This window comes from Sorangium sp. So ce836 (genome assembly GCF_028553905.1).
GTDB classification, from domain to species: domain Bacteria; phylum Myxococcota_A; class Polyangia; order Polyangiales; family Polyangiaceae; genus Sorangium; species Sorangium cellulosum_D.
The window spans coordinates 2,471,624-2,479,365 of the sequence record NZ_CP102233.1 but is presented as its reverse complement, the minus strand read 5'-3'; the positions used below and the strand labels follow the sequence as shown (position 1 = coordinate 2,479,365).

The following is a 7,742-nucleotide window of genomic DNA, read 5'->3' as shown; positions in this document are numbered from 1 at the left end:
TCTGTCCATCGGCGCCACGACTAACACAATGAGTCATTACGATCAAGTACGACCCCACATAGACGCGTATACGGCAAACCGGCGTCACCCCGCACAGCGCGGGCACGATTTTACCTACGCCGCGCTACGTCTTCTTGAGCTGTACTCCGCGCCCCGCCAGGGCGCCGGCAGCACAGCGCTCATCGCGCCACAGTAAGAAACATGAACGAAACAGAATTCCAGCCCGAGCAGCCAGCATGATTCTGCTTGCAATCAAACAAAAAAGCAAATACCGTGATCCGAGCCCCCCCAGCTGTAGGTTTGCTGCCATCTCTCGATGGCGTTCCGCGGTCGTGCGGCGCTCGTCGTCACGGAGCTTCTGCCTCGCAGAGGCTCGCCATAGAAGGGGATCACGAAAGGCAGCTCGCGCGGCTCGATGCGACGAGCGCCCGCACGACCACAAAACGCAAGGAAGATCAATGAGCTCCACGCAAGGCCATCTCAGCATTCACGATATACTCGTCTCCACGCGAGAGCTCGTCCCCGCGCTGCGCGCTTCCGCAGCCGAGGTCGAGGCAGGCCGCAAGCTCCCCAGCAGCGTATTGAGCGCCCTGGACAAGACGGGAGTGTTTCGCATGGCCATGCCCAAGGCGTGGGGCGGTCCGGAGGCCGATCCGTTCTCGCAAATCGAGGTGATCGAGAACCTTGCGCTCGGCGACGCCTCGTCGGCGTGGTGCGCGATGATCCTTTCGGGCAGCGGCTTCTATGCATCCCATCTGGAGGACAGCGTGGCGCGGCGCCTCTACGGCAAGCTCGACGTACGCCACGCCGGAAGCCTGAGATGGTCCGGGAAGGCCGAGAAAGTGGCCGGAGGCTATCGGGTCACAGGAACCTGGGACTTCTGCAGCGGTTGCCACCACGCGGACTTCCTCGCGGCGGGCTGTCTGGTCACCGAAAATGACAGCCCGGTTCTCAACGCGGACGGCAGCCCACGTATCCTCTGGGCCGTCCTCCCCGCTGGAAGCTTCGAGATCCTGGACACCTGGTACACGACGGGGCTGGCGGGAAGCGGTAGCAACGACTGCAGCGCGGGCAACGTCTTCGTGCCGGAGGAGCACACCTTCAACCTGGTGGACCGCAAGCGCAGCGAGCCGCTGTACTCCTATCCCCCCCTCTTCCTGCAAAGCCTGGTGGGCGTTCAGCTAGGCATCGCGCGCCACGCGATCGAGATCGCGCTCGATCTCGCGCAGAACAAGAAGGTCATGCCGACGGGGCACAGCCTGGGCGCCGAGCAGAGCGTGCAGATGGCGATCGCCGAGGCGGAGGGCGTGCTGGGCTCGGCCAGGAGCTACGTGCGCGATGTCGTCGGCGAGCTGTGGGATGCGCTACAATCCGGCAACGGGCCGTCGCTGAAGCTGCGCGCCAAAGGAATGCTGATGATGATCCACGCCGCACAATCGACCCGACGTGTGGTCGAATCGATGTGCGACGTGGCAGGGGCCACCGCGATCTTCGCCAAACATCCCATCGAGCGCCTCCGGCGCGACATCATCACCGCGAACTCGCACTTCCTCTGCCAGAAAAATAAGTATGCAATCATCGGCCATGCGCTGATGGGTACCGAGCCGGCCTACCCCTACTTCTGATCCGGAAAGGCCGGGGTGGTCAGGGCGAACCGGTCACGAGCTCGTCCGGTCGTCGCGAGCGACGCGCCATCGAGGGATGACTCAAATCTCTGGCCATGCGCCAGGGCACCATGAGGACGGTATGGATATACATCGGAATAGGGCGAGCTGGCGCGCGGCGCTGAGCGGGGTGTTCACGTCGGTGCACACCATCGCGAAGGGCAAGGATCCTCGCTGGTACTACAACAATCTCGGCGAGAACGTATTCACCGAGCAGTCCAAGTTCTTGAACCTCGGGTACTGGGCCGACCCAGAGACGAGGACGATGGACGCCGCGTCGACCGCGCTGGTCGACCTCGTCGCAGGGGCCGCGAAGCTCTCGGCGGGCGACGAGGTGCTGGACGTGGGCTTCGGCTTCGGTGACCAGGACATCCACTGGGCAAAGCGTTACTCTCCGAAGCGCATCGTCGGCATCAATGTCACGGAGAAGCAGGTAGAAGAGGCGCGCAGGCGGATCGCGGAGCTCGGCCTCGACGACCGCATCGACCTGCGCGTGGGCTCGGCGACGGACATGCGCTTCGCGCCGGAGAGCTTCGACAAGGTGCTCGCCGTGGAGTCGGCCTTTCATTTCGATACGCGCGACAAATTCTTCGGCGAAGCCTTTCGGGTCCTCCGCCCGGGAGGTCGGATCACCACCGCCGACATCATCCCGCTGCCAGGGCGGCGGGGCTCCCCGCTGTTCACCCTGCAGTCGCAGGCCCCCGCGGAGAACCACTACCCTCGCGACGTCTATGCGGAGAGGCTTCGCGCTGCCGGCTTCGTGAACGTCGAGGTCCGGTCGATTCGCAAAGACGTCTACGATCGGTACCTCGAGCACCTGGATCGCCGCTCGGCGAGCCCCGATTTCAAGCACAAGAACCCGCTGCTCCGGCTGCTGCTGATGAAGGAGAACCCGCTGCTCACCTGGCTGTTCGCCTCATTCGATTACGTCATCGCATCCGGGGAGAAGCCCGGGAACACGCCTCAGCCCGCCGCGTGAGCACCGCGCGCGGCCTCCCGGCGCAAGTGGCCGGTCGCTCCGGCGCGCTCCACGTCGCGCGCCGGCGGCCGCCCCGCCCGGGCCGTCCGCGTCACCCCACCCCATCGAGCGCAGCGAGGCGCAGCTCGCGCGCGAGCAAGAACGCCGGGAACGTCGCCGCGAAGGCGAGCAAAAAGCTCAGCAACACATACGCCCAGATATGGCGCACGCCCACCCGCCGGCCCTCGACCACCATGAACAGCATCCCAGCCGTGGCGGCCACCGCGATGTCGACAAACACGGAAGCGCCCGCCGGGTTGACCGTGGCCGCGTCGACGAACCCCGTCGGGGAATCGAACCCCCCGGCGAGCATGAACCGTATATTGAACCACAGAACGCCGGCAGTGCCGATCAGCGTGAGCGCGGCATACAGGACGATGCGAATTTTTCGTGTGTTCATGGCGGTGTCTCGATGGCAACACCTAACATAGATTAAATTGCCTCGTCAACCGACCTGCGATACCGGCGAGCATCGAAACCGTGTGCGAGGCTGGATGGATAGAACCGCTGCCGCATTGGCCGTGACGCCGGCACCGGGACGCCGCCTTCGCCGTGAGGCCGTATCGCCTCTCACGGAGCCGGTTGACGCGAATCGCAACCAATGCAAATGGCTTCGAACATGATCGCTCTCGCGCGAGAGGCACGATCATCTTGCACCGGAGGTCTACATGGAGAAGAATCCCTGGCTGTCGCACCGGACCGCGCGGACGGACGCGAAGCTTCGCCTTTTCTGCTTCCCCTACGCCGGCGCCGGCGGGGCCATCTATAGAGACTGGGCGAAGAGCCTGCCGGCGCATATCGACGTCTGCCCGGTAGAGCCTCCGGGGCGATTCGCTCGGTCCAAGGAGAAGCAACCTCGCTCGATGTCGGAGTTCATCGACGGCATCGAGCGGGGGCTGGATGACATGCTCGACCTGCCGTTCGCGTGTTTTGGATACAGCCTGGGAGCGCTGATGGCCTTCGAGTGGGCCCGTTCTCTCCGCAGGCGCCGTGGGATCGAGCCGAGATGCATGGTCGTCGCCGCGAGCAGAGCCCCTCACGTACCCGCCCGCCTGCCGCCGATCTCTCACCTCCCCGCGAGCGAGTTCCTGCGGCGTGTGCAGCAGAGGTACGGGGCGTTCGATCGTGTGATCCAGGAGGACCCTGAGCTGCTGCAGCTCGTCGGCAAGATCATGCAGGTCGATCTGGAGGTGCTGGAGCGCTACGAGTGCAGAGACGAAGCGCCGTTCACCTGTCCGTTCACTGCCATCGGCGGCACCGACGACCCTGGGGCGAAGCGGGAAGACCTGGACGCGTGGGGTAGCCATACGGTGGGCGGATGCGACGTGCGGATGGTGGACGGAGACCACTTCTTTATCCGTACACGCGGCCAGGAGCTCTTGGATATCGTCCGGTCCGCGGTGCAGGCGCCCGGCGCCGCCTGACCCGCCGGGCAGCATCGATGATCGACACCATCACAGACAGCTGAACCACGAGGATGTGCCTGATGTCTAACGCAACACGATGTCGACCCAGGACGCTGGCCGGCCTGGCCACGCTGGTCCTCGCTTTCACCGGAGCGTGCGGGAGCACGGACGACGACATAGAGCCGGTGGTCACGGACGGCTGCGGGGAGGCTGAGCTTTCCAGTACGTGGGAAGGAATTCAGCGAGTCATCCTCGCTGGCTACCAATGCAGCAACGCCACGTGCCACGGCGGCGCAAGCGCTCCGGCGGGAGGCCTCGATCTCCGGCCGGAGGCAGCGTACGCGAGCCTGGTCAACGTACCGGCGAACGCGCCGCTTCCGGGCGAGACCGGCGTGACGCTGCGCCTCTACCCGGGCGAACAGGAGCTGAGCTCGTTCTACAAGAAGATCGAGGCGGCGACGCTGGGCGTCTCCTTGCCTGCAGAGTTCGGCGCTCCGATGCCACCGCCGCCGACGTCCCCCGTCTCCAAGGAGCACCTGGAAGCCCTGCGGCTGTGGATACGGGCCGGAGCGCCCGAGACGGGGATCGTGCAAGGAACCGAACGGCGCCTCGGATGCGACCTGCCCGACGACTTCGACGCGAACAAGCTCCCCCCTCTCGCCCCCCCACCCGCGGGCGAGGGTCTTCAGTTCTACTCGTCGGGCTGGCGTGTGCCCGCCGGAAGTGAGAATGAGGTATGCTACGCGACGTACTACGATCTCACGACCGAGGCCGGGGAGATACCGGCCTGGGCTGAGGCTCCATGCAGGCCCGAGGCCGGCGGCCCGGAGGAGACCTGCTTGGCCATCAATGAGAACCTGCTGCACCAGGACCCGCAGTCGCATCACAGCATCATCTATTCTGTCAGGGCCGTCGTGGAGCCGGACGACGCGTCGTGGGGACAGTGGACCTGCCTGGGAGGCGATCTCGCCGGGGCGCCATGCGACCCGACGATGCGAGGCGTCTCGGCGTCGCAGAGCGGCGCCGACTGCGGGCCCCGCAGCGCCTGCACGTCGCCGCCGAGAGACTCGGTCGCTTGCTGGGACTACCTTCCGTCGATCGCCATGAGCCCCGAGCTGCTCACACCGGTCGGAGGCGCACAGGAGCCCGTGAGCGGCGGTCCGCTGCACGAGGGGGTGTACGACACCCTGCCCCGCAGAGGATACATCTTCTGGAACTCGCACGGATTCAACCTTACACGCAAAGACACGACCATCGAGCACTATCTCAACCTGCGCTTTGCGCGCCCCGAGTCGCGCAAGTTCATGTTCCAGGGCTTCGGCGACAGCAGGTTCATCTTCGCGATGGATGTCCCTCCGTTCGAGAGCCGGGAGTACTGCGCCGGCTTCACGCTGCCACGATATTCCAGGGTCACCGATATATCCTCTCATATGCACCAACGCGGAGTGCAGTGGAGGACCTGGGAGCCCCCTCAGGATCCGGAGTGCAGCCCGGACAACGGATGCCTCCCGAACGATGATCCTCCGGACTACACCAGCACGATCTATAGCGATCCGGTCAGGAAGGAGTATAAGACGCCCCTCGCCCTGGACGAGGAAGACGACGCGTCCCGCACATTCAAGTACTGCGCCGTCTTCGACAACGGACTGAGGGATCCTGCGACCGTGAAGCGCTGCGAGGACGGACGCCCGTGCAATCTGGTGGGCGGCTACACGACGGATGACGAGATGCTGTTCTTCATCGGCCACTATTATATCGACGAGCCGTAGGGATCCCGCGTCTCCCGCGGCGCCGCGTCCACCGGAGGTGAAGAGGAAGGCGAGACCGGCGCGGAGGAGGACGGCGCGCCGGACGAGCGACCGAGGCGCGCGGCGCCGTCCGCGCCCGCGCCGGCCTCTCCGCGCTGCACGATCCGCCTCGTCCTCGCGGAGCACGTCAGGCTCGGCGGGGGAGAGTCTCTCCAGGGGCAGCTCCGGCCACCCCGCGCGCGCACGCCCAGCCGCCGCCTCCACGGCAGCGGCTGCCCGCGCAGTGCGGATGGGCCCGGCCCGCCCCCCGGAACGTTACCGATGTCGGAGTCGGCCTCCCGTGATAAAATCACGCTCCGGAATCTCCTCCGTGACGTCCACGACGACCCTGACCGATCGAAGCCTCCTGTGGGGCCGGAACGACCTGGAGCCGGCCCCGGAGTTCTTCCACCTGGTCATCGCCTGGTCGCGCGAGGAGCCGCACCGCGTCGGGGAGGCGGCGCTCGTCGAGGGGCGCTGCGTGCTCGGCCGCGGCGGGCCGCAGTCCCAGGACAGCGCGCCGCGCCTCGCCTTCCACCGTCAGCGGCCGGTGGGCTGGGCCATGATGCCGCCGCTGGAAGGCCCGCGGATCTCGCGCCTCCAGCTCGAGCTCACGCCCACCGAGGACGGGCTGCTCGCCGTCCGCTCGATCGGGCGCTGCCCCCTGCTCATCAACGGCACGCCCGCGACGCAGGGCCTCGTGAAGGCCGGCGACACGCTCACCCTGCACAACGCCCTCGTGCTGTTCGTGGTGCGGCGGCGGTGGAGCCTCGAGGTGATCCAGGCGCTCAAGGAGGCGCCGCGGTTCTCGTTCGGCGACGCCGACACGCACGGGATCGTCGGGGAGAGCCCGGCCGTGTGGGCGCTGCGCGGCGCCCTCGCGTTCGCGGCGCAGTCCGGCAACCACGTGCTCGTGCGCGGCGAGAGCGGCGCCGGAAAAGAGCTCGCCGCGCGCGCCATCCACGCGCTCTCCCGCCGCCGCGCGGACGTGTTCGTCGCGCGCAACGCCGCGACCTTCCCCGAGGGGCTGGTCGACGCCGAGCTGTTCGGGACGGCCAAGGGCTACCCCAACGTCGGCAGCCCCGAGCGCCCCGGGCTCATCGGCGAGGCGGACGGCGGCACCCTCTTCCTCGACGAGATCGGCGAGCTCCCGCCGCACCTGCAGGCCCACCTGCTGCGGGTGCTCGACCGCGACGGCGAGTACCAGCGGCTCGGCGAGTCGCGCGTGCGCCGCTCGGATCTGCGCGTCATCGCGGCGACGAACCGCCCCGTCGAGTCGATGAAGCACGACTTCCTCGCGCGATTCCTCATCACCGTGAGCGTCCCCGGGCTGCCCGATCGCCGCGAGGACATCCCGCTGCTCCTGCGGCACCTGCTCGCCGCGGCCGCGCGGGAGAGCCCGGAGCTGACCGAGCGCTTCTTCGAGCGCCGCGGCGAGCGGCTCGCCGAGCCGCGGATCGCGCCGGCGCTCATCGAGGCGCTGCTCCGCCACCCCTACACGCACCACCTGCGCGAGCTGGAGCGGCTCATGTGGATCGCCCTCGGGTCGAGCCACGACAACTTCCTCGCCCTCACGCCCGATCTCTGCGCGGTGCTCCGCCCGGAGGCGGGCGACGCCAAGACGGATCCCCGGGCCGGCCCCAAGACGGATCCAGGCAAGTCGATCCCGCCCCAGCCGTCCGACTCCGGCTCGCTCGGGCGCGCCGAGATCGAGGCCGCGCTCGCGGAGGCGCAGGGCAGCGTGACGACCGCGGCGCGCCTCCTCGGGCTGAAGAACCGCTTCGCCCTCTACCGGCTCATGAAGCGCCACGGCATCGCCGGGCCGGACGAAGAGGCGAGCGAGGGCTGAGCCAGCGCGGGCGGCGGC

At 67.4% G+C, this 7,742-nt stretch carries 6 protein-coding genes; 5 read left to right on the top strand and 1 reads right to left on the bottom strand.

Translation table 11 applies throughout. From position 1 onward, the window contains the following. Positions 1-458: 458 nt before the first annotated feature. Positions 459-1,625 (top strand): acyl-CoA dehydrogenase family protein, encoded by a 1,167-nt coding sequence (locus NQZ70_RS09065; RefSeq protein WP_165373868.1) that lies wholly within the window; start codon positions 459-461, stop codon positions 1,623-1,625. Between the two features lie 121 nt (positions 1,626-1,746). Next, complete coding sequence (locus NQZ70_RS09060; RefSeq protein WP_165373867.1) at positions 1,747-2,643, top strand: cyclopropane-fatty-acyl-phospholipid synthase family protein; 897 nt, start codon at positions 1,747-1,749, stop codon at positions 2,641-2,643. Between the two features lie 91 nt (positions 2,644-2,734). Here the strand turns inward: NQZ70_RS09060 and NQZ70_RS09055 are convergent, their stop codons facing one another. Then, on the bottom strand, positions 2,735-3,082 hold the full coding sequence (locus tag NQZ70_RS09055) for a DUF2834 domain-containing protein (protein WP_129573862.1): 348 nt from the start codon (positions 3,080-3,082) through the stop codon (positions 2,735-2,737). Between the two features lie 268 nt (positions 3,083-3,350). On the opposite strand from NQZ70_RS09055, the gene NQZ70_RS09050 reads away from it, so the two are divergent. The 3 genes from NQZ70_RS09050 to NQZ70_RS09040 all read left to right on the top strand — a co-directional run bounded on the left by NQZ70_RS09050 (position 3,351) and on the right by NQZ70_RS09040 (position 7,724). Continuing rightward, a complete protein-coding gene (locus tag NQZ70_RS09050; protein ID WP_129573861.1) occupies positions 3,351-4,106 on the top strand; it encodes a thioesterase II family protein in 756 nt (251 codons plus the stop codon). A 62-nt stretch (positions 4,107-4,168) separates the two neighbouring features. After that, positions 4,169-5,857: a hypothetical protein gene (locus NQZ70_RS09045; RefSeq protein ID WP_129573860.1), complete on the top strand. Its 1,689-nt coding sequence runs from the start codon at positions 4,169-4,171 to the stop codon at positions 5,855-5,857. Between the two features lie 349 nt (positions 5,858-6,206). Beyond that, on the top strand, positions 6,207-7,724 hold the full coding sequence (locus NQZ70_RS09040) for a sigma 54-interacting transcriptional regulator (RefSeq protein WP_129573859.1): 1,518 nt from the start codon (positions 6,207-6,209) through the stop codon (positions 7,722-7,724). Positions 7,725-7,742: the final 18 nt, after the last annotated feature.

Coding starts and splice junctions, on each gene's coding strand:
- NQZ70_RS09065 (WP_165373868.1), top strand. CDS start 459: ATGAGCTCCACGCAAGGCCATCTCAGCATTCACGATATACTCGTCTCC.
- NQZ70_RS09060 (WP_165373867.1), top strand. CDS start 1,747: ATGGATATACATCGGAATAGGGCGAGCTGGCGCGCGGCGCTGAGCGGG.
- NQZ70_RS09055 (WP_129573862.1), bottom strand. CDS start 3,082: ATGAACACACGAAAAATTCGCATCGTCCTGTATGCCGCGCTCACGCTG.
- NQZ70_RS09050 (WP_129573861.1), top strand. CDS start 3,351: ATGGAGAAGAATCCCTGGCTGTCGCACCGGACCGCGCGGACGGACGCG.
- NQZ70_RS09045 (WP_129573860.1), top strand. CDS start 4,169: ATGTCTAACGCAACACGATGTCGACCCAGGACGCTGGCCGGCCTGGCC.